Here is a 21,638-nt window from a genome sequence, read left to right on the forward strand (position 1 = left end):
CGCGGGTTACGCGGCCGAACCGCCGAAGATGTCGATTGCGTCGCTGCCTTCGCGCAGAGTCACGTAGGCGCGCTTGGTTGCCTTGCGCTGGCCGTAGCCGCCGGTGCGGGTGCGCTTGCGCTTGCCCTCACGGTTGGCGGTGTTGACGCGAGCCACCTTGACACCGAAGATCTCCTCGATGGCGTGACCAATAGCGCGCTTGTTGGCGCGGGGGTCCACCAGGAAGGTGTAGGTGTTCTGCTCCATCAACTCATACGACTTCTCGGAGACAACCGGAGCGATGATGATGTCGCGGGGATTGGCGATCTTAGCCATTACTTCTCCTCCTTCTCGACGCGCTGTGCGCGGGTCACGAAGGCGTTCAGTGCCTCAACCGAGAACACGACGTCGTCGGAGTACAACACATCGTAGGTGTTGAGCTGATCGGCGACGAGGGTACGAACGTGCGGCAGGTTGTTGACGGACTTGCGCGCGGTGATGTCCTCGCGAGTCACGACAACCAGAATCTGACGACGGTCGGTGAGACGCTCGAGGAAGCCCTTGGCCTTCTTAGTGGAAGGCACCTGGCCCGGCACGAGCTCGGAGACCACGTGAATGCGGTCGTGACGAGCGCGGTCCGAGAGAGCGCCACGCAGAGCGGCGGCGATCATCTTCTTCGGGGTGCGCTGAGCGTAGTTACGCGGCTTGGGGCCGTGGACAATGCCGCCACCGGTCCAGTGCGGAGCACGGATGGAACCCTGGCGAGCACGGCCGGTGCCCTTCTGGCGCCACGGCTTCTTACCACCGCCGCGGACCTCGCCGCGGGTCTTGGTGGAGTGAGTGCCCTGACGCTTGGCGGAGAGCTGTGCATTCACAACCTGGTGCATCAGCGCAATGCTGGCGTCCTGGTCGAAAATGGATGCGGGCAGCTCAACCTGGCCGTCGGTGCCACCGTCAGCGGTGTGGACGTCAAGCTTGAGATTGGTCATGCGTGTGCACCGCCCTTCACTGCGGTCTTAACGGTTACGATTCCACCGCGTACACCAGGGATAGCACCCTTGATGAGCAACAGGTTGGAATCGGCGTCGATCTTCTGAACCTTCAGGTTCTGGGTGGTGACGCGGTTGTTACCCATGCGTCCAGCCATACGCTTGCCCTTGAAAACGCGACCCGGGGTAGCGCAGGCGCCAATGCCACCGACGCGGCGGTGAGCGGCCTGGTTACCGTGGGCTGCGCCCTGGCCAGCAAAGCCGTGACGCTTCATACCGCCGGCGAAGCCGTGGCCCTTGGAGGTGCCGGTGACATCCACGAAGTCAATGCCTTCGAAGATCTCCACGGTCACGTCCTGGCCGACCTCATATCCGCTCACATCGTCGAGACGAATCTCGGTGAGGTGGCGGCGAGGGGTAACGCCAGCTTTCTTGAAGTGACCAGCGCCAGGCTTGTTCACCTTGCGAGGGTCGATGTCGCCATAGGCGATCTGGATGGCGTTGTAGCCATCGGTTTCAACGGTTCGGATCTGGGTAACCACACAGGGCCCAGCCTCGACGACGGTCACCGGCACAACGCGGTTCTCCTCGTCGAAGACCTGGGTCATGCCGAGCTTGGTACCCAGAATGCCCTTGATCTCTTGTTCACTCATTATTTATTCTCCGTGCCAAAAAGTTTCGTCGATCACTGAATGTTCACGTCGACGCTGGCCGGCAGATCGATGCGCATGAGGGCATCAACCGTCTTCGGCGTCGGGTCGAGGATATCGATCAGGCGCTTATGCGTGCGCATCTCGAAGTGCTCGCGAGAGTCCTTGTACTTGTGGGGAGAACGAATAACGGCGTACACGTTCTTTTCAGTGGGCAGTGGCACAGGGCCGACAACACGGGCGCCTGTGCGGGTGACCGTCTCCACGATCTTGCGTGCAGACGCATCGATCGCCTCATGGTCATAGGCCTTGAGCCGAATGCGGATTTTTTGTCCCGCCACGCTAATCCTCTTCCTCGCTTGTCCCACATCGAATTCGAGTGGTGGGAATCGCTTTCATGTTCTCTATAACGTTGTCCGGCCGGTCAGTTGGGGCTGGTCGCAACGCCAGTGTTACTTGTCGGTTTCTCACAAAGTAGGAAAGAAAGTTGGGTGCATGATGCAAACATCACGCCCAGTGCTTTGTATCCCTACGTGCTAGTTCCGCTTCCCCCTAGTTCACACTGGATGAGAGCGAGACGATGACCGTAGTTATCCAAGCTGGAAGGGATTGTTCATCCGGTTTCCATACTGCCGCTGTTTACTTACCATGCCCCTTCTTCGCGATCCGGTCTCCGCACAACCTTGTGTGCGGACTCCATCTCTACGGCCACATCCGAAGATGTGGCAGAAGGTGGTTCATGCTTGCCCTACCAGCGCCGGCCAACCCCTATCCACCCTGCTAGAGGGCGGTTTTGAGGCGCCGCCGTGTTAAGGCAACTCAAGTATTTAAACACAGAGCCCGCTATAAGCGCAAGTAGTTGCTGATTTTCCGCTCCGCATGATGCTTGTCGACGCCCCCTCGGTTCGTCAGCCGCGCCCCACGCCCACATTCACCGGCCGATGTAACGCAACGCAGCGCGAAATCGTTTTACATTACGTGCCGCACATCAGGCGGCACGAGGAAGTCCTCGTCTCCGGAGCACGCTGTAGCCTCGGACGAGGCCACCCCTCAGGCCGCACGGAACCAGCATCCAGACAGGATGCCCTTACCTCGGGGCCTCGGCTACAGCGCCATCGGGTGTTACCATGACGAGAGAGTCGCTCCCCCAGTTACCACCGAAGAGAATGAGATTAATGAAGCCTTCCTCCCTTTTCGCCACCGTGGCCGCCGGAATCATGGCCGCAGCCGTCGCATTCGCCCCAGTTGCCAACGCCACCACCCATGCCGGTGACTCCATCCTGATGGACACTGCCGATGGCAACACCTATGGCTGCACCCTCACCGATATTCGCCAGGACAACAATGGCCGCGCGTGGGGCGTCACCGCGGGCCATTGTTTCGAAGAAGCCGACGTCGTTTCCGTCCGCTCCGCCGGCGATAACCAGGTTCTCGCCACCGACGCCGAGCTGGACGAGCTCAAGACGTTCTATGGCGAGAACAACGAGCTTCTGCCCCCTCAGGTACAGGACGTAGCGGTATTCCCGCTCGCCGCTAACGTAGAGTATGACGCCACCACCATCCACTCCTATTCGCACCACCGTCCCATCCTGAGCGAGCTCGTCAAGGGCAATCCGTTCTACGACGCATGGAACTCCCCTTGGGAACTCGGCGAGCCCCAGGCCATCACTCCTGACCTCGTTGGCCGTACTGCTTGCCAGGAAGGCGGCTCCTTGGGGCGCACCTGTGGCGTGATTGTCTATTCCGATCCGGAGTCCTCCACCGTCGTTGCCGTTGTGCCCACCATTCAGGGTGATTCCGGTGGCCCGCTACACGTGGCCGGCGCGGACGGAAAACGCCACGTCATTGGCGCTCTGTCCGGCGGAACCATCCTGCTCGTCAACTCCTTCTCGGACCCGAGCAGTTTCCCACTCTTTGGCTAAGTAACGCCTAGCGCGCCCGACCACCTTACCCTCGACCACCCACGCGGTGGTCGAGGTTTTCTGTTGTTTATCCCGCGCCGCGACGATGTGTCTAACCCGCACACAATTCCACTAAGAAGATTGAAAAATAGCCCCTTGAGGCGTAAAAGGCGGTCGTTAACGTATTTTTCTTCGTTACTGAACTGATACCTACCGAAGGGTGCCAAACCAGCAGGTTAGGTCTAAAATGGCGAGGGCGGCCTTAATTATTAAGACCGCACGACCGCCGAACACCCTCGGCCCTGCATATTGGGCCGTCTCACCTCGAGATAAGTTCTCTGGTGATAAAGGGGGCGGCACAGAATTTTCAATACTTTATATAAAGGAGAATTTCTCATGGCTGAGAACGAGAAGAAGACCGGCACCGACATCGACGTCAAGAACGATTCCGTTTTGGACACCCAGCGCGGCCGCACCAGCATCGACGACGTCGTGGTTGCCAAGATCGCTGGCATCGCTGCCCGCGAGGTCTCCGGTGTGCACGACCTAGGCGGCGGCGCTGCTCGTATGGTTGGCGCTCTGCGCGACTCCTTCAACGCTGGCACCGACGTGCGCCAGGGTGTGGACGTTGAGGTTGGCGAGACCGAGGCTGCTGCCGACGTCGCCATCATCGCCGAGTACGGCGTAGCCATCCACGAGCTGGCTGAGGCTATCCGCCAGAACGTTATCGACGCTATCGAGTCCATGACCGGCCTGAAGGTCACCGAGGTCAACGTTGTGGTTCACGACGTCAACCTCCCTAAGGACGAGAACGAGGACGAGGAAGAGTCCGCCGCTCCTCGCGTCAACTAAACGCGACTGCGAACAGCCTCATCAGCGTTCATAACCATATGTCTCATACACCGCATCGTCTTGACCAGACACACGCGGCAGAACTGAGCGATGCTCTCCTCGGAGTGGACGGGGTTGACTCCCTCCACTCCGGGCGATACGGGCAGATTGCGCTTCTCTATCCCGGTGTTCGTTACCCGGGTTTGGCTCAGCGCACGTCCGATAATGGCGACCAGCGACTGGAGATCCATCTCGTGGTCACCCAGGATGCCCTCTCTGACCTACAGGGCGTGGCACAACGGTGCCGCGAGGTTGCATCCCCTTATGTTTCTGGCGCTATCGATGTCACCATCGCCGACGTCGCCGCGTAGCGGGTTCACCCCTTCCCAGGGCGTGAACCCCACATCATTTCTAGACTTCAAGGACACATTCCATGAGTAAATTTGAACTCGGAATCGTCATTGGCCTCGCGCTTGCCTTCGCTGGCATTTTCGGCGGCTTCGGCGGTTTCTTCCTTGCGCTCGCGCTGGGCGCCCTCGGCGGCGTCCTCGGGGCCCACTTCGGTGGCGAGATCGACCTGCGACGCGCATTCGACTCCGTGAACAATCGCGGAAGGGGATAGCACGTGACGGCCCCCAGTACTACTGATGGCCGCGGCCGCACCAGCATCGACGAACGCGTCACTCGCACGATCATCCTCGAAGCGCTGAACGCTGTCCCCGGCACAGTGAAGCTCGAGCGGCTTGGCCGCCGCAGCTTCCCGCGTATCGACGCCCTCGTGGACAACGAGTACCGCACCGTCTCTGTGGAGGCCTTCATCGCCTGCTCCTTCCCTGCCCCAGTGACCTCTGTGGCAGAGATGGCCCGCCGCGCTATCGCCGGCGCGGTGAAGACCTATCTCGACTACGAGTGTGAATCAGTCTCCGTGGTTGTTGGCACCGTGGTCCGTGGCGAACAGCGACTCTCTCTCGAGGAGCTACGCCACTACGATCCCATCCCCACCCCCGTGGAGCTGGTGAATCGCCGCCCCGAGCAGCTCACCGCCATCACCACCGCTGACTATTACCCCGGCGTAAAAGGCCGCGAGGTGAGTGTCGATAAGCAGAGTGCTGCGCTCGCTGAAATCGAGGTAGCTGAGCGTTCCCCGCTTCAGCCCATTAAGGTCAATCGCAGCGCCGAACCACGTCCGGTACGCGCGCCGCAGCGCCAAGAGCCGATCGTGGTGCAAGCTCCCAAGAGCATCACGGCGGTGCCGGTGCAGGCGCCGAAACGCGCCACCCCGCACTCGCCCCGTGTCCGCCCGCGCCCCGAAATCACTCCCGTGCGAGTGAACACGGTGCCCGTGCGTCCGGCGCAGCGCCCGCAGCCGACCGAGCCCTACCACCCCAGCGCCTCGGAGCGCCCAGCACTCACCCCCGTGCGGGCCCGCCGCGTGCCCGTGGTGGAGGTGCGTGCGCCGAAGCCGATCGAGCCTTTCCGCCCGAGCGCGCCGAAGCGTCCGCGTCTCATCGAGCCACGTCGTAACCCGCAAAAGCCCACCATCCGTCCTGTGGTTCATCCCAGTGCGGTCTACCAGCCCACACCCCAGAAGAGGAGGTCCGCACGATGAAAGCACAACCCGCAGCCCGCGGAGTAGCGATCTTCATCGGCCTGCTCCTCGTCGCCGCCGGCGCTATCGCCGGCCGGGAACTTTGGGTCCTGCTCTCCGATACCAACCAGAGCAGCTGGATCGAACCCGTGCTGAATTATCTGCGCGATGTCGATCAGTGGGCCACGTGGATGTTTGCAGTCGCCGGGGCGTGCGCCGCGCTTGCCCTGATCCTGCTGTTTATCGCATTCAAACCGCGCTCCACCACGCACCTCGAATACAGCTACGGTGATACCACCCTGCATATTCGTCGCGTGGACTTCGCCCGCCTGCTCACCGCCACCGCCCTCAGCATTCCTGGGGTGCGCGCCGCGGAGAGCACTGTGCGGAAGAAGAAGGCAGGCGTGCAGGTACAGACTGACTTCGCCGACGAAGCCATGCTGGACAAGTTGCGCGCGGAAGAGGAGAAGCACGTTCATGCACTCTCCTCGTCCATGAAGCTGAAGATCACCACTCACAACGACGGAAAGGAAAGCTAGATGACTACCCGCCTTTCTTTTATTGACCGTCTCGTGGTGTTCCTCGTAGCTCTGCTCCTCGGCGCCTTCGCTGCCCCGTTTATTGGTACGCTTTTCGACGCCCAGTGGGCCCAAGACATCTTCGCATGGCTTGACATCCCCAATTGGCCCGACGCCGTGGAGGGCAGCGGCTGGATCATCGGTCTAGCCGTAACCATCGCCGTGGCCGTCCTCATCGGATTGCCGCTGATCATCGCCAACCTGCGCACCCATCGTTTCTCTCGAGGTACCGCCTCCCGGGATTCGGTGGAGGCTGCCGGCACGGGACTCGGCGGTACCGAGGATCTGCACGGGCGCATTAGTGTCGAGGTCGCTGACCTCGCCGATGCCGCCGCAGACTCCATCGAGACCATCGACGGCGTGGAGCGCGTCCGCACCAAGGTGTACGTCGATCGCTCCGAGCCCACCATGCAGTTCACGATTCTGGCGAAGCCGGCCTCGCTACACAGCGGCCTCCTCCCGGAGCTCGACTCCATCCGCCACAGCCTCGACGAGGCCCTGCCGGAAACCAAGATCGCGATTCGCTACATCCTGGAGATGCTGCCGAATCAGCGCCGCATCTCCACCAATAGCACCGTCTAGGAGCCATTGGACTTCCTCGACAGCTCATTGGACCAGCAGCGCCCCCTCGCTACGGCGAGCAGGGGCGCTGCTGCGTCTCTGCCCCGCACACCGCAGCCGCGGCGGCCCGCACGTTCGGTGCGCACTCCCCTAGCGTCACAGTGCACGCAGTGAGGCTGCCTCCGTGCGCTGGGTAGCCCGATGGGGTGGGCCTGGTCCGGCGGTCCGCTCCACATGTTCGGGTAAGCCACACACTCCGCGTATTTCTCTCTCGTGGTGCCCTTGGGGAACCGCCAGTAGCCGCTCAGCGGCGTTGAGGTACCCGTGGCGGCTGCATGGGCTTGCTTGGCTATCCCCTTTAGCCGCGGCCAAACTGACAGCGTGCCACAGGGTGGTGAGCGGGGCAGGCGGAGCTTTCGCCGGGCTGCACTTGCGCGAGCGGCGGCACACGGGCATGAAAAATCCCCCTAGGAGAACCTAGGGGGATGAGTTCGCTCTAGCGAGCAGCTAAGTGCTGGCTAGGACGTGAAGATCATTACTTGATGATCTTGGTAACGCGACCAGCGCCCACGGTGCGGCCACCCTCACGGATAGCGAAGCGCAGACCCTCGTCCATGGCGACGGGCTGGATCAGCTCGACGGACATGTCAACGTTGTCGCCAGGCATAACCATCTCGACACCGTCGGGAAGCTTCACGACACCGGTAACGTCGGTGGTGCGGAAGTAGAACTGCGGACGGTAGTTGTCGAAGAACGGGGTGTGGCGGCCGCCCTCGTCCTTGGACAGGACGTAGACGGAACCCTCGAACTGGGTGTGGGGGGTGTAGGCGCCCGGCTTGGCCACAATCTGGCCACGCTCGACGTCCTCGCGCTTGGTACCACGCAGAAGCAGACCACAGTTGTCGCCAGCCTCGGTGTAGTCCATCATCTTGCGGAACATCTCGATACCGGTGACGGTGGTCTTCTGGGACTTCTCGCGGATACCCAGGATCTCGACCTCGTCGTTGACCTCGAGCTTGCCGCGCTCCACACGGCCGGTAACCACGGTGCCGCGGCCGGTGATGGTGAAGATGTCCTCGATCGGCATCAAGAAGGGCTTGTCGGTCTCGCGGACCGGATCCGGGATGAAGTCATCGCAAGCCTGCATGAGCTCAGCAACGGAGTCAACCCACTTCTGGTCGCCCTCGAGAGCCTTCAGAGCGGAGATGTGAACGATCGGAGCTTCCTCGTCGTACTCCTGGTCGGCCAGCAGCTCGCGGACCTCCATCTCGACGAGCTCGACGATTTCCTCGTCATCCACCATGTCGCACTTGTTCAGTGCAACGAGGATGGAGGGCACGCCAACCTGGCGAGCGAGCAGCACGTGCTCACGGGTCTGCGGCATGGGGCCGTCGGTAGCGGCAACCACGAGGATTGCGCCGTCCATCTGAGCAGCGCCGGTAATCATGTTCTTGATGTAGTCGGCGTGGCCCGGGGCGTCCACGTGTGCGTAGTGGCGCTTCTCGGTCTCGTACTCAACGTGAGAAACGTTAATGGTAATACCGCGCTCGCGCTCCTCGGGGGCGTTGTCAATCGCCTCGAAAGCGGAAGCCTCGTTCAGGTCCGGGAACTTCTCTGCCAGAACCTTGGTGATAGCTGCGGTGGTGGTGGTCTTACCGTGGTCGACGTGACCGATAGTACCGATGTTTACGTGCGGCTTGTTACGCTCGAACTTAGCCTTTGCCACTTCTGTGTCCTCCTGGACTTCGCGGTGGCTACGACTCTCGCAGCCACAAGTTGTTTGCTATTTCCCCATAGGCTCAATGCGGTTGCATCTCACTTAGGAAGATATAGCGGGTCATTTATTGCCAGTTACATGATAATAGGTGTGGTGATGGCAGATTTCAAACCATCCTCACTTCCATTCCGGCCCATCGCCACCATCGTCCTTCGTCCCTGATGGATAAGGATATGGGTGCGTGCGGGCCAACGCAGGTAACGGCCTGCTCAACGGGTCTCTCTCATGGAGAGTGTGCCCGCTCAGCGGGCCGTTACCCGCAGTTCCCAGCTAGGTCTGGCAAAAACCTCGCTGGAAACCAGGGCACGGCCGGAGCTTAGGCGCCGGTGCGCTCGGCGATGATGTCCTGCGCCACGTTGGTGGGAACCTCTGCGTAGGAATCGAAGATCATCGTGTAGTTAGCACGACCCTGAGTCTTCGAACGCAGGTCACCGACGTAACCGAACATCTGAGACAGCGGAACGAGGGCCTTGACAACCTTCGCGCCGGAGCGGTCGTCCATGGACTGAACCTGGCCACGGCGGGAGTTGATATCGCCAATAACCTCGCCCATGTACTCCTCGGGGGTGATGACCTCGACGGCCATCAGCGGCTCGAGCAGTGCCGGCTTTGCCTTGGCAACAGCTTCCTTCAGCGCCTGGGAACCGGCGAGCTTGAAGGCCATCTCAGAGGAGTCAACCTCGTGGTACTGGCCGTCGAGCAGGGTGGCCTTGATGTTCACCAGCGGGAAGCCAGCGAGGAAGCCGTACTGCATAGCGTCCTGGATACCGGCGTCCACGGAGGGGATGTACTCCTTCGGGATGCGGCCACCAGTGACTTGGTTGTCGAATGCGTAGGTTGCGGACTCGCCCTCTTCGAGCTCCTCTGCATCGGGTGCGTAGGGCTCGATGGAGATGATGACCTTCGCGAACTGACCGGAACCACCGGTCTGCTTCTTGTGGGTGTACTCGAGCTTCTCCACGGGCTTGCGGATGGTCTCGCGGTACGCCACCTGCGGGGCACCCACGTTGGCCTCAACCTTGAACTCGCGCTTCATGCGGTCAACCAGAACGTCGAGGTGCAGCTCGCCCATACCGCCGATGACGGTCTGGCCGGACTCCTCGTCCAGGTTCACGGTGAAGGTCGGGTCCTCTTCGGCCAGCTTCTGGATAGCGGTACCCAGCTTCTCCTGGTCGGCCTTGGACTTCGGCTCGATGGCCACCTGGATCACGGGATCCGGGAAGTCCATGGACTCGAGGATGATCGGGTCATTGGCGTTACAGAGAGTGTCACCAGTGGTGGTCTCCTTCAGGCCAATGAAGGCGTAGATGTTACCAGCGTGTGCCTTCTCAACAGGGTTCTCCTTGTTGGCGTGCATCTGGAACATCTTGCCCACGCGCTCCTTGCGGTCCTTGGTGGAGTTCAGGACCTGCTCGCCCGGCTCAGCGGTACCGGAGTACACGCGGATGAAGGTGAGCTTACCGAAGAACGGGTGCGCTGCGATCTTGAAGGCAAGAGCGGACAGCGGGGCGTCGTCGGAGGGCTTGCGGGTCAGCTTGACCTCTTCCTCGCCCACCTTGTGGCCCACGACCTCGCCCACGTCGAGCGGGTTCGGCAGGAAGTCCACAACAGCGTCGAGCAGCGGCTGGACACCCTTATTGCGGTAGGCGGTACCGCAGTACACGGGGTAGATCTCGGAGTTGACGGTCATCTTGCGGATGGCGCCCTTGATCTCGTCCATGGTCAGCTCTTCGCCGCCGAAGTACTTCTCCATGAGCTCTTCGTCGGACTCAGCCACGGCCTCGAGCAGCTTCTCGCGGTACTCCTCGGCCTTCTCCTGCAGATCGGCCGGGATCTCCTCGACGGTGGCTTCGGTACCGATATCGGTCTTGCCACGCCAAGTGAGGGCCTTCATCTCGAGCAGGTCGACAACGCCGTCGAAGTCGTCCTCAGCACCGATCGGGAGCTGCATAACGAGCGGCTTCGCGTTCAGGCGGTCCACGATGGTCTGGACGGTGAAGTAGAAGTCCGCGCCCATCTTGTCCATCTTGTTCACGAAGCAGATACGCGGGACGTCATACTTTGCAGCCTGACGCCACACCTGCTCGGACTGCGGCTCAACGCCTTCCTTGCCGTCGAAGACAGCAACAGCGCCATCGAGCACGCGCAGGGAGCGCTCCACCTCAACGGTGAAGTCAACGTGACCCGGGGTGTCGATGATGTTGATCTGGTTACCCTCCCAGAAGCAGGTCACTGCTGCGGAGGTAATGGTAATGCCGCGTTCCTTCTCCTGCTCCATCCAGTCGGTGGTGGAGGCACCGTCGTGGGTCTCACCGACCTTACGGTTAATACCGGTGTAGAACAGAATACGTTCGGTGGTGGTGGTCTTACCGGCATCGATGTGGGCCATGATGCCGATATTGCGGACCTTCTTTAGATCCTTAAGCACTTCTTGTGCCACAGTAAATCCCCAATTGTTGGTTGGTGTAGGCCGCCAAATGGCGCCCTGAGTGGATACAGTTGTCTCATTCTCAGCTATCCGCGCGAGCGTATCGCCCGTTAGCTAGTCGACGCCATCTCTATGGCGGCTCATCGCCCGTGCTGTTCGGGCTCGCCTCCACCAGTGAGATGCAAAGCATCTCCCAGTGGGGCGCCCATCAAGCAGGACACGAAAAATGACACTACCAGCGGTAGTGGGCGAATGCGCGGTTAGCTTCAGCCATCTTGTGGGTGTCCTCGCGGCGCTTCACGGAAGCACCGAGGCCGTTTGCGGCATCGAGGATCTCATTAGCGAGACGATCAACCATGGTGTGCTCGCGGCGCTGACGGGTGAAGGTCACCATCCAGCGGAGTGCGAGAGTGGTTGCACGGCCGGGACGAACCTCGACCGGAACCTGGTAGGTGGCGCCACCCACGCGGCGGGAACGAACTTCGAGGTCGGGCTTGATGTTTCCAACAGCCTTCTCCAAGGTGCCCACCGGATCGGTGCCGGTCTTTTCCTTGCAGATCTCGAGAGCGCTGTAGACGATGCGCTCAGCGGTGGACTTCTTGCCGTCCAGCAGAACCTTGTTGATCAGCTGGGTGACGAGCTCGGAGTTGTAAATCGGGTCCTTAACTACAGGACGTACAGGTGCCTTGCCCTTACGCATGTTTTACTTCTCCTTCTTCGCACCGTAGCGGGAACGTGCCTGCTTGCGGTCCTTCACACCCTGGGTGTCAAGTGCGCCGCGCACGATCTTGTAACGAACACCGGGGAGGTCCTTCACACGACCACCACGCACGAGCACCATGGAGTGCTCCTGCAGGTTGTGGCCCTCGCCCGGAATGTAGGCGGACACCTCGATACCGGAGGTCAGACGCACACGGGCGACCTTACGGAGCGCGGAGTTCGGCTTCTTCGGGGTGACGGTGTACACGCGGGTGCACACGCCACGGCGCTGCGGAGAGCCCTTAAGAGCCGCGGTCTTCACCTTTGCGGTCTTATCATGTCGGCCCTTGCGGACCAGCTGCTGAATAGTTGGCATGAACTTCTTTCTGTATCTGACTAGCGCGTCGAATAGACAGCTACCTGGATTCCCATGGTGAGGCTATGGTGCTGGAGCTACTCCACAAGGACATCACCGGCGGCCGCAGGAGGCGTCCGCCTAGCAGTCCCTCAGTGAACACTGCGGGCTTACGCCCACTGTGCCCTCTACGCAGTCTTCGGGTGTTCTCTTTATTTTTCCTTGCCACCGCAACCCGGCGATGAAAGAACCAATAATCAAGACACGGCAAACCCAGTCAGCCGCTCTCGCTGGCCTACTGGGTGGTGTGTCAGGGGTGGTTCTTGCAGCACACAGGCACTGTGATGGCAAGCCGCCCAAAAAATCTTTTTCAAGCTTGGGCAAGTATAGTTCACACCCATCCCACAATCAAGAGCCCCACCTGCAGAATCACTGAGCTCCACTTCCCATCCAGAAGTAATTCCGCGGCTTAGCTCGAGGTGCGCGCGCTATCCTTGAGCTTGCGAGCAAGCGCCGTGAGCGCCTCTTGCCCGGATTCATAGCTGCCATCCTTGGGCTCGGCCATGATGGCGATCGGTAGGTCTCGGTTATCGGGCCCCAGCACGATCCCGAATTGGCGCACGAGATAGCGCCCAGCATCATCGGGGCCCCAGCCGCCCTTGAAACGCGGTTCGGGCAGGACGGCAAGCCCATAGGGCTGGTGCTCAGCACTATCACCCATGGCTTCGTAGATGGTTTCTGCCCCTTCGAGGGTGGGCAGGCTGGCACCGAAACGCACCTGATCCTTCAACGCCCACTCGGTTTGGCCATATGGAGTGAATTGGCCTTGGTGGAAGGCGTTGTAATCGGTCTCGGTATCGCCGCCATCGCGCAGCACCTCATTGGCCGCGAGGGCCGCTTCTTCCCCACCGCCGATGGCATTCCACAGAATCTCTGCCGCGGCATTGTCCGAGGCCGCGATGGCGGCCTCCACCACACTGGGATCAGCCACACCGACGCGCTCGGCGGCAATGGCGATGGCCACCTTGGAGGTGGACCATGCTGCTCCCGTGGTGAGGCTGCCATGCACCTCGCCATCGACGGCGATACCCAAGGGGCCATAGCGTTTCTCTAGCTGCGAGACGGCGTCGTCAAGCGCCGCATGATCGATGCGCGGGACCCCGGCGCGGGTGGTTGAGGAGGGCCGTGGGTTCGAAGAACTGGACTCTGTGACGGGGCTATCGGAGTCCATACCGATGGTGCAGCCGGCGAGGGTGCACGCCGCGATCACCGCTATTCCGCCGCGCAACGGCCATAAAATTCTCATATCTCACCTTGTCTGTGTGCTCCGAGGTTCGGCATTAGCTTAGACCGTAGGCACCGTGACACACAGAACAGCCCTCCTACCCGTTCTTCGCCGCTCGTGTATTCAGCGGTTATGGGAGGGCTCCTCTCCCACTTTGAGGAGCCGCTCCCCGCCGAATTCTGTGGCGGATGATGAAGGGTAGAAGGGCTGTGTACTAATGCAGACCGAGGGCCGAACTAGGCGTGGTAGTTCGTATCCTCCAGCGGCACATTGGCGCCGGTGAACTCCTGGTAGCTTCCGTCCGGATCGTAGATCGCATCGCCGAAGGGCGAGATCGAGTACGCCGGGCTGCTGGCGGCTTCGGTGGGCTTGACCGCAATGTTGCGGTAGCGCGAAATACCGGTGCCGGCCGGGATCAGCTTACCGATGATCACGTTCTCCTTGAGGCCAATGAGCTTGTCCGAGCGCTTGTTAATAGCGGCATCGGTGAGCACACGGGTGGTCTCCTGGAAGGACGCGGCGGACAGCCACGACTCGGTAGCCAGCGAGGCCTTGGTGATACCCATGATCTCGCTGCGGAGCTGTGCGGCCTCGCCACCCGACTTGCGGGCCTCGAGGTTGGCAGCCTTCGCCTCGGAGAGGTCCACCAAGGTACCGGGAAGGAACTCGGTGGAGCCGGACTCGATCACGGTGCCGCGGCGCAGCATCTGGCGGATGATGATCTCGATGTGCTTATCGTGGATCGCCACACCCTGGGTGCGGTACACCGCCTGCACCTCATCAATAAGGTGCTTTTCGACGCCGCGTCGGCCGAGGTGCTCGAGCACATCGTGCGGATCGGCCGGGCCGCGGAGCAGGCGCTGGCCCACTTCCACTCGGTCGCCTTCGCGCAGGGTGCGCTCGATGGTGGACTGCGGGTTGGACTCCATGGGTACGCGCACCTGGGCCAGGCCCTGACGCTTGGAGAGCTTCTCGTAGACCACATCATCGGAGCCGTCGTCCGGCACGATGGTGAGGGTGTAGAAGTTACCGGTGTCTTCCAGCTTGACGGAACCAGCCACCGAGGCGATCGGAGCGCGGTTCTTCGGCACACGGGCCTCGAAGAGCTCCTGCACACGGGGCAGACCGCCGGTGATGTCGCCACCGACACCACCCTGGTGGAAGGTACGCATGGTCAGCTGGGTACCGGGCTCACCAATCGACTGGGCGGCGATAATACCAACGGCCTCGCCGATCTCCACCTGCTTACCGGTGGCCATGGACTTGCCATAGCACTTGGCGCAGACGCCGGCCGGGGTTTCACAGGTGAGCACCGAACGCAGCTTGATGACCTGGATCCCGCCAGCGATGAGGGTAGTGACTTCCTCTTCGCCGATGTAGGTACCGGCGGGCAGCACAACCTCGCCCTCGTCGGTGGTGGCATCGGCGGCGAGCACGCGGCCGTACACACTGGTCTCATTGAGCGGATCCGGGGTGTAGCCGGTGATCTCGCCGGAGGCATCGGTGACCGGCTCGGAGATGGCCACGCGAATGCCTTGGCGGGTCTCGCAGTCGTCCTCGCGCACAATCACATCCTGGGCGACGTCCACCAGACGACGGGTCAGGTAACCCGAGTCGGCGGTACGCAGAGCGGTATCGGCCAGGCCCTTACGGGAACCGTGGGAGTTGTTGAAGTACTCGAGCACCGACAGGCCCTCACGGAAGGAGGTCTTGATCGGGCGGGTGATGTAGTCACCCTTCGAGTTCACAACCATGCCCTTCATACCGGCTAGGGTCCAGATCTGACGCATGTTACCGGCGGCGCCCGACTTCACGATCATCGGAATCGGGTTCTCGTCCGGGTAGAGGTCCTCCACGGCCTGCCCCACGGTGTCGGTGGCGTCCTTCCACAGCTCCACCAGGCGGTCATAGCGCTCACGCGGGGTGAGAGCACCCTTCTCCCAGTACTTTTTCTCGATCTCTCGGGCCGAGGCCTCGTAGCGCTCGAGAATCTCGTGCTTGTTCGGAAGCACCAGCACGTCGGACATGGTGATGGTCACACCGGAGCGGGTTGCCCAGTAGAAACCAGCATCCTTCATCTTGTCCATGGTCTGGGCCACGGTGATCATGGGGTACTTGGCGGCGAGATCGTTAATCACATCGCCGAGCATGATCTTGTCCTGGCCGCCACCCTTACGCACCATGATGCCTTCAAGGTACGGGTAGTTCCACGGCAGCAGCTCGTTGAACATGATGCGTCCGAGCGTGGTGTGGGCGGTCCACACCTGGCCGGGCTGCCAGCCATCGGGGAACTGCTCCGCCTCGATCTCAGCGGTCGGGCGCAGGTGCGAGATGCGCACCTTGATCGGGGCCTGCAGGCCCAACACCCCACGGTCGCGGGCCATGATGGCCTCCGCGTAGGAGGAGTACACGCCCTGCTCGGGACCATCCTCGGTGGCAGCGCTGTAGGCGCCTTCGCCGCCGAGCTGATCCGGGGTCTTCTCTAGGGTCAGGTAGTACAGGCCGGTCACCATGTCCAGACGCGGCATGGCCAGCGGCTTACCGGAGGCCGGGGACAGGATGTTATTCGAGGCGAGCATCAGGATGCGGGCCTCGGCCTGAGCCTCGGCGGACAGCGGCAGGTGCACGGCCATCTGGTCACCGTCGAAGTCGGCGTTGAAGGCCTCACAGGCCAGCGGGTGCAGCTGAATAGCCTTACCCTCGACGAGCACCGGCTCGAAGGCCTGAATACCCAGGCGGTGCAGGGTGGGGGCACGGTTGAGCATCACCGGGTGCTCGGAGATGGCCTCTTCCAGCACGTCCCACACCTCGGGGCGCTGGCGCTCCACCATGCGCTTCGCGGACTTGATGTTCTGAGCGTAGTCGTGCTCCACCAGACGCTTCATCACGAAGGGCTTGAACAGCTCCAAGGCCATGAGCTTCGGCAGACCACACTCGTGCAGCTTCAGCTGCGGACCGACGATAATCACGGAACGACCGGAGTAGTCCACGCGCTTACCCAGCAGGTTCTGACGGAAGCGGCCCTGCTTGCCCTTGAGCAGGTCAGACAGAGACTTCAGCGGACGGTTACCCGGGCCGGTGACGGGACGGCCACGACGGCCGTTGTCGAAGAGCGCGTCCACGGACTCCTGCAACATGCGCTTCTCGTTGTTCACGATGATCTCGGGCGCGCCGAGGTCGATCATGCGCTTGAGTCGGTTATTGCGGTTGATCACACGACGGTAGAGGTCGTTGAGGTCCGAGGTGGCGAAGCGGCCACCGTCGAGCTGCACCATCGGGCGCAGCTCCGGCGGGATCACCGGGATGCAGTCGAGCACCATGCCGGCCGGATCGTTACCCGAGCGCTGGAAGGCGGCAACCACCTTCAGGCGCTTGAGGGCACGCATCTTCTTCTGGCCCTTGCCGTTATTGATGATCTCGCGGAGGCTCTCGGCCTCGGCGTCGAGGTCGAAGTTACGCACGAGGGTCTGAATGGCCTCGGCGCCCATACCACCGGTGAAGTAATCCTCGTAGCGGTCGACGAGCTCTTCGTAGATGGTCTCGTCGATGATCATCTGCTTCGGGGCCAGCTTGGTGAAGGTCTGCCAGATCTCGTCGAGACGATCGATCTCACGCTCGGCCTTCTCGCGGATGTGCTGCATTTCCTTCTCGGCGGCATTCTGCACCTTGCGGCGGGCATCGGCTTTCGCACCGGCCTCTTCCAGCTCCGCGAGGTCCTCTTCCATCTTCTGAGCGCGCTCAGCGATTTCAGACTCGGCATCGGCCTCCACGTCCTTCTTCTCCAGTAGCATCTCAGCTTCCAGAGTGGTCAGGTCGGCGTGGCGGGCCTCATCGTCCACCGAGGTGATGATGTTGGCAGCGAAGTAAATAATGCGCTCCAGGTCCTTCGGAGCAAGGTCCAGAAGGTAGCCCAAGCGAGAGGGAACGCCCTTGAAGTACCAGATGTGGGTCACGGGCGCGGCCAGCTCAATGTGGCCCATACGCTCGCGGCGCACCTTGGACTTGGTCACCTCAACGCCGCAGCGCTCACAGATGATGCCCTTGTAGCGGACGCGCTTGTACTTGCCGCAGGCGCACTCCCAGTCGCGGGTAGGACCGAAGATGCGCTCACAGAAGAGGCCGTCCTTTTCCGGCTTGAGGGTGCGGTAGTTAATGGTCTCCGGCTTCTTGACCTCGCCTTTGGACCAACGACGGATATCGTCGGCGGTGGCCAGACCAATACGGAGCTCGTCGAAGAAGTTGACGTCGAGCACGCAAACTCCCTTTCCCCCACGCGGTGGTGGGGTGTCGTAGTTTTTGTAAAGAACTTGAAGTGTCAGTTTCTTGCGCTTATTCCCCGAGCTCTCGGCGTGGCCTGCGGCCGCGCCGGAGCTGGTGGGAAAGAAAGCACCGTATTTTTAGGCGATGTCGTCCGAGCGCTCGTCGCGAGAAAGGTTGATGCCCAGGGAGGCACCGGCCTGATCGAACTCATCATCGTCGGTAGTGCCCAGCTCCATCGGAGTGCCATCGGCGGAGAGAACCTCCACGTTCAGGCACAGCGACTGCAGCTCCTTGAGCAGCACCTTGAAGGACTCGGGGATGCCAGGATCGGGGATGTTATCGCCCTTGACGATCGCCTCGTAGACCTTCACACGACCCACCACGTCATCGGACTTGATGGTGAGCAGCTCCTGCAGGGTGTAGGCGGCGCCATAGGCCTGCATAGCCCACACCTCCATCTCACCGAAGCGCTGGCCACCGAACTGTGCCTTACCGCCCAGCGGCTGCTGGGTGATCATGGAGTACGGGCCGGTGGAGCGGGCGTGGATCTTCTCATCCACCAGGTGGTGCAGCTTCAGCATGTACATGTAGCCGACCGAGATCGGGTGCTGGAAGGGCTCGCCGGAACGACCATCGAAGAGTCGAGCTTTGCCGTCGCCGTCGATGAGCACATCGCCATCGCGGTTCGGACGCGAGTTGGCCAGCAGACCAGCCAGTTCCTCGTTGGAGGCGCCGTCGAACACTGGGGTCGCGGTGAGCGAGTTGGCGGGAACGTCGTACAGCTCCTCGGGGAGAGTCTTGAGCAGCTGGGCGTTCTTCTCGTCCTCGGGGTCGATCTTCCAACCAGCGGCGGCCAGCCAACCCAAGTGCACCTCGAGCACCTGACCAATGTTCATACGACGGGGCACACCGTGAGTGTTCAGGATGATGTCCACTGGGGTGCCATCAGCCATGAAGGGCATGTCCTCGGCGGGCAGGATCTTGCCCACCACGCCCTTGTTACCGTGGCGGCCGGCGAGCTTATCGCCGTCCTGGATCTTGCGCTTCTGAGCCACGTACACGCGGATCATCTCGTTCACGCCCGGGGAGAGATCGTCGTCGTCCTCACGGGAGAAGCGACGCACGCCGATAACCTTGCCGGTTTCACCGTGCGGCACCTTCATAGAGGTGTCGCGCACCTCGCGGGCCTTCTCACCGAAGATGGCGCGCAGCAGGCGCTCCTCCGGAGTCAGCTCGGTTTCACCCTTCGGGGTGACCTTGCCCACCAGGATGTCGCCGTCGCGGACATCGGCGCCGATACGCACAATACCGCGCTCGTCGAGGTCCTTGAGCACATCCTCAGAGACGTTCGGGATCTCGCGAGTGATCTCCTCGGCACCGAGCTTGGTGTCGCGGGCATCGATCTCGTGCTCCTCGATGTGGATCGAGGTCAAAACGTCCTCTTCCACCAGGCGCTGGTTGAGGATGATGGCGTCCTCGTAGTTGTGGCCTTCCCACGGCATGAACGCAACCAGCAGGTTGCGACCCAGGGCCATTTCGCCCTCGTGGGTACCAGGGCCATCAGCCAGAACTTCCCCCTCTTCCACACGCTGCCCGAGGTTCACCAAGGGGCGCTGGTTGTAGCAGGTGCCCTGGTTGGTGCGCTCGAACTTGCGCAGCATGTAGGTCTCGCGGGTGCCGTCATCAGCCATCACGGTGATGAAGTCGGCGCAGACGTTCTCGACCACGCCGGCCTTGTTGTTGATCACCAGGTCGCCGGCGTCATAGGCGGCGCGCAGCTCCATACCGGTGCCCACATAGGCGGACTCGGAACGTACCAGCGGCACAGCCTGACGCTGCATGTTCGCACCCATGAGGGCACGGTTGGCGTCGTCGTGCTCGAGGAAGGGAATCATGGCGGTCGCCACCGACACCATCTGGCGCGGGGAGATATCCATGTAGTCCACGCCCTCAGGACCCACGACCTCAATGTCGCCGTCCTTCACGCGCACCTCGATGCGGGAGTCGAGAATCGTGCCATCCTCATCCACGCGGAGAGAGGCCTGCGCCACGGCGGCGCGATCCTCTTCATCGGCGGTGAGATAGACGATCTCGTCGGTGAGCTTGCCGTCCTCCACCTTGCGGTAGGGGGTTTCGATGAAGCCGAAGTGGTTCACGCGGGCATAGCAAGAGAGCGAACCGATCAGACCGATGTTCGGGCCCTCAGGGGTCTCAATCGGGCACATGCGGCCATAGTGAGACGGGTGCACGTCGCGCACCTCAATGCCGGCGCGTTCACGGGACAGACCACCCGGGCCGAGCGCGGAGAGACGACGCTTGTGGGTCAGACCAGACAGAGAGTTGTTCTGGTCCATGAACTGCGAGAGCTGGGAGGTGCCGAAGAACTCGCGGATGGCAGCCGACACGGGGCGCACGTTGATCAGGGAGGTCGGAGTGATGGACTCCGCGTCCTGGGTGGTCATGCGCTCGCGGACCACGCGCTCCATGCGGGACAGGCCCACGCGGACCTGGTTCTGGATGAGCTCGCCAACGGTACGCAGACGACGGTTACCGAAGTGGTCGATATCGTCGGTATCGATCGGGATCTCCACACCGTCCGGGGACACCATGGAGGTTTCTCCCGCGTGCAGGCGCACCAAGTACTCGATGGTGGTGGCGATGTCCTCTTCGGTGAGGGTCATCGTGCGCTCATCAGCACCGGTGAGACCGAGCTTGCGGTTGACCTTGTAGCGGCCCACCTTGGCCAAGTCATAACGCTTGGGCTTGAAGAAGCTATTGTCCAGCAGGGACTGCGCGAGATCGCGGGTCGGCTGCTCGCCCGGGCGCTGCTTGCGGTAAATCTCCAGCAGTGCCTCATCGGTGTTGGAGACGGTGTCGTTCTCCAAGGTGGACATAATCAGCTCGGAGAAACCGAAGCGCTCCGTGATCTGCTCGGTGGTCCAACCAAGCGCCTTGAGCAGCACGGTGACGGGCTGACGACGCTTACGGTCGATACGCACGCCGACGCTATCGCGCTTATCCACGTCGAACTCGAGCCATGCGCCACGGGAAGGAATAACCTTCACCGAGTGCAGCGGACGTTCGGTGGATTTATCGATGGTGCGATCGAAGTACACACCGGGAGAACGCACGAGCTGCGACACCACGACACGCTCGGTGCCGTTGACGATGAACGTGCCACGGTCGGTCATCATCGGGAAGTCGCCGATGAAGACCGTCTGGGACTTGATCTCCTGCGTTTCATTGTTAATGAACTCGGCTGTCACATACAGCGGAGCGGAGTAGTTGATGTCCTTATCCTTGGACTCATCAACGGTGTTCTTCACGTCCTCGAAGCGTGGCTCCGAGAGCGACAAAGACATGTTGCCGGAGTAGTCCTGAATCGGGGACAACTCTTCCAGGATGTCCTCAAGACCACTGGTAATACGGGCACCCTCGGGTGCCTCGGCCTGTTGACGGGCGCGCCACTCGGGCGTGCCAATAAGCCAAGCAAAGGATTCGAGCTGTAGGTCGAGTAGACCCGGCAGCGCGATGGGCTCCTGAATTTTCGCGAATGAATATCGCTTCGGAGCTCCGGGGATTTCGGCCACTGACTTGGTCTGGCGGGAGACTGCCAAGATGCGTCCTTCCAGCACCTCACGCGACAACTACAGGGATGTGCTTCAGTGTGTTAAAAGTGGGACACACACCAAGGCCTAGCCCCGAGCCGCCGCTAACTTTGAGCATTTCGGTCTGCTATAGGAACCTCGCCTAACCG

Annotated in this window: 18 protein-coding genes; 7 read left to right on the top strand and 11 right to left on the bottom strand. The window is 61.5% G+C overall.

What is annotated here, in order from left to right; genetic code table 11:
- Window positions 1-6: 6 nt before the first annotated feature.
- Genes rplW through rpsJ form a run of 4 tightly spaced genes read right to left on the bottom strand, consistent with a single transcriptional unit; the run spans window position 7 to window position 1,959 of the window.
- The gene (rplW, locus tag GBB18_RS03010) at window positions 7-315 is read right to left on the bottom strand and encodes a 50S ribosomal protein L23 (RefSeq protein WP_151528960.1); all 309 of its coding nucleotides are present in this window, start codon (window positions 313-315) and stop codon (window positions 7-9) included.
- Window positions 315-968: a 50S ribosomal protein L4 gene (rplD, locus tag GBB18_RS03015; protein ID WP_151528961.1), complete on the bottom strand. Its 654-nt coding sequence runs from the start codon at window positions 966-968 to the stop codon at window positions 315-317. Before rplD ends, rplW begins: the two co-directional genes overlap by 1 nt.
- Window positions 965-1,621: a 50S ribosomal protein L3 gene (gene rplC, locus GBB18_RS03020; protein ID WP_151528962.1), complete on the bottom strand. Its 657-nt coding sequence runs from the start codon at window positions 1,619-1,621 to the stop codon at window positions 965-967. Before rplC ends, rplD begins: the two co-directional genes overlap by 4 nt.
- 32 nt (window positions 1,622-1,653) lie before the next feature.
- Window positions 1,654-1,959, bottom strand: coding sequence for a 30S ribosomal protein S10 (rpsJ, locus tag GBB18_RS03025; protein WP_003854291.1), 306 nt, complete (start codon window positions 1,957-1,959; stop codon window positions 1,654-1,656).
- An 834-nt stretch (window positions 1,960-2,793) separates the two neighbouring features.
- Between rpsJ and GBB18_RS03030 the strand changes: the two genes are divergently transcribed.
- The 7 genes from GBB18_RS03030 to GBB18_RS03060 all read left to right on the top strand — a co-directional run bounded on the left by GBB18_RS03030 (window position 2,794) and on the right by GBB18_RS03060 (window position 7,098).
- Entirely contained in the window at window positions 2,794-3,540 is a 747-nt protein-coding gene (locus GBB18_RS03030; protein ID WP_192795901.1) for a trypsin-like serine protease, read from the top strand.
- 375 nt (window positions 3,541-3,915) lie between these two features.
- Window positions 3,916-4,371: an Asp23/Gls24 family envelope stress response protein gene (locus GBB18_RS03035; RefSeq protein WP_151549464.1), complete on the top strand. Its 456-nt coding sequence runs from the start codon at window positions 3,916-3,918 to the stop codon at window positions 4,369-4,371.
- 38 nt (window positions 4,372-4,409) lie between these two features.
- Window positions 4,410-4,721, top strand: a complete 312-nt coding sequence (locus tag GBB18_RS03040; protein ID WP_151549463.1) for a hypothetical protein — start codon at window positions 4,410-4,412, stop codon at window positions 4,719-4,721.
- Between the two features lie 62 nt (window positions 4,722-4,783).
- A complete protein-coding gene (locus GBB18_RS03045; protein ID WP_151640717.1) occupies window positions 4,784-4,972 on the top strand; it encodes a hypothetical protein in 189 nt (62 codons plus the stop codon).
- Between the two features lie 3 nt (window positions 4,973-4,975).
- Entirely contained in the window at window positions 4,976-5,959 is a 984-nt protein-coding gene (locus GBB18_RS03050) for a hypothetical protein (RefSeq protein WP_151640718.1), read from the top strand.
- The gene (locus GBB18_RS03055; protein WP_151549460.1) at window positions 5,956-6,477 is read left to right on the top strand and encodes a DUF6286 domain-containing protein; all 522 of its coding nucleotides are present in this window, start codon (window positions 5,956-5,958) and stop codon (window positions 6,475-6,477) included. The genes GBB18_RS03050 and GBB18_RS03055 overlap by 4 nt, the downstream gene beginning before the upstream one ends.
- The gene (locus GBB18_RS03060) at window positions 6,478-7,098 is read left to right on the top strand and encodes a hypothetical protein (protein ID WP_151549459.1); all 621 of its coding nucleotides are present in this window, start codon (window positions 6,478-6,480) and stop codon (window positions 7,096-7,098) included.
- A 514-nt stretch (window positions 7,099-7,612) separates the two neighbouring features.
- On the opposite strand, the gene tuf is transcribed toward GBB18_RS03060, so the two are convergent.
- The 7 genes from tuf to GBB18_RS03095 form a co-directional block, all read right to left on the bottom strand.
- Complete coding sequence (tuf, locus tag GBB18_RS03065) at window positions 7,613-8,803, bottom strand: elongation factor Tu (protein ID WP_151549458.1); 1,191 nt, start codon at window positions 8,801-8,803, stop codon at window positions 7,613-7,615.
- Window positions 8,804-9,170: 367 nt separating this feature from the next.
- Window positions 9,171-11,294, bottom strand: a complete 2,124-nt coding sequence (gene fusA, locus GBB18_RS03070) for an elongation factor G (protein WP_151528971.1) — start codon at window positions 11,292-11,294, stop codon at window positions 9,171-9,173.
- A gap of 220 nt (window positions 11,295-11,514) precedes the next feature.
- On the bottom strand, window positions 11,515-11,982 hold the full coding sequence (gene rpsG, locus GBB18_RS03075) for a 30S ribosomal protein S7 (RefSeq protein WP_151528972.1): 468 nt from the start codon (window positions 11,980-11,982) through the stop codon (window positions 11,515-11,517).
- 3 nt (window positions 11,983-11,985) lie between these two features.
- Window positions 11,986-12,357, bottom strand: coding sequence for a 30S ribosomal protein S12 (rpsL, locus tag GBB18_RS03080; protein WP_151528973.1), 372 nt, complete (start codon window positions 12,355-12,357; stop codon window positions 11,986-11,988).
- Window positions 12,358-12,805: 448 nt separating this feature from the next.
- Window positions 12,806-13,642, bottom strand: a complete 837-nt coding sequence (locus tag GBB18_RS03085) for a hypothetical protein (protein ID WP_151549457.1) — start codon at window positions 13,640-13,642, stop codon at window positions 12,806-12,808.
- Window positions 13,643-13,857: 215 nt separating this feature from the next.
- Window positions 13,858-17,874: a DNA-directed RNA polymerase subunit beta' gene (locus GBB18_RS03090; protein WP_151549456.1), complete on the bottom strand. Its 4,017-nt coding sequence runs from the start codon at window positions 17,872-17,874 to the stop codon at window positions 13,858-13,860.
- Window positions 17,875-18,018: 144 nt separating this feature from the next.
- Complete coding sequence (locus tag GBB18_RS03095; protein ID WP_192795902.1) at window positions 18,019-21,516, bottom strand: DNA-directed RNA polymerase subunit beta; 3,498 nt, start codon at window positions 21,514-21,516, stop codon at window positions 18,019-18,021.
- Window positions 21,517-21,638: the final 122 nt, after the last annotated feature.

Source organism: Corynebacterium sp. 11A (genome assembly GCF_008930935.1).
Taxonomy (GTDB): Bacteria; Actinomycetota; Actinomycetes; order Mycobacteriales; family Mycobacteriaceae; genus Corynebacterium; species Corynebacterium megadyptis.